The organism is Parapedobacter defluvii (assembly GCF_014642075.1).
GTDB classification, from domain to species: Bacteria; Bacteroidota; Bacteroidia; order Sphingobacteriales; family Sphingobacteriaceae; genus Parapedobacter; species Parapedobacter defluvii.
This window is the reverse complement of record NZ_BMIK01000064.1, coordinates 1-662: the sequence shown is the minus strand read 5'-3', so window position 1 is coordinate 662 and position 662 is coordinate 1. Positions and strand designations below refer to the sequence as shown.

The window sequence follows — 662 nt, the reverse complement described above, 5'->3', positions numbered from 1 at the left end:
TGTGATACTCCCCAAATACTGGACAACTGCATAAATGTTTAAATTAGCAGTTGAGAATGAAGAAATCAAGAAGAAAGTTTAGTGCGAGTTTCAAGGCCAAGGTGGCGATAGAAGCGATTAAGGAACAGCAGACGATCCATGAGCTGGCATCGAAGTATGAGGTCCAAGCTACCCAGATCAACACCTGGAAGCGGGAGTTTTTAAGCAATGCGGAAGCGGCTTTTACGACAGGTAAACCCTCGTCAAAGGACGAATCCAAAGAGAAGGAGCTTTACTCCAAGATTGGAGAACTCCAGATACAGGTTGATTTTTTAAAAAAAGTATTGGGCAAATGAGTTTAGAGGAGAAACGCCAGCTTGTTTGCCCATCCCACAAAAAGATGAGCGTTCACAAACAATGCAAGATTATAGGGCTTCCGCGTAGCAGCTACTATTTTAAGCCCAAGGGTGTCTCGCTGTTCAACCAGCGGCTGATGAAAGCTATAGACCGTAAGTTTTTGGACTGTCCTTTCTACGGTGTTGAGCGGATGACCGTCCATCTTAGGAAAGACTTAGGTTATTCTGTGGGGCAGAAGCGTGTCAGGAGATTGTATAAGATGATGAACCTGAAGACAATATATCCCAAGAAAAACCTGAGCATGGCCAATAAGGCGGATTACAAGT

General features: G+C 44.1%; 2 protein-coding genes. Both read left to right on the top strand.

Features of this window, described 5'->3' with window-relative positions; translation table 11 throughout:
- Positions 1 to 56 precede the first annotated feature (56 nt).
- A complete protein-coding gene (locus IEX60_RS24755; RefSeq protein WP_188754073.1) occupies positions 57 to 335 on the top strand; it encodes a transposase in 279 nt (92 codons plus the stop codon).
- 44 nt (positions 336 to 379) lie between these two features.
- Positions 380 to 662 (top strand): IS3 family transposase (locus tag IEX60_RS24750; RefSeq protein ID WP_188754072.1); only part of this gene is annotated, 283 nt, incomplete at its 3' end.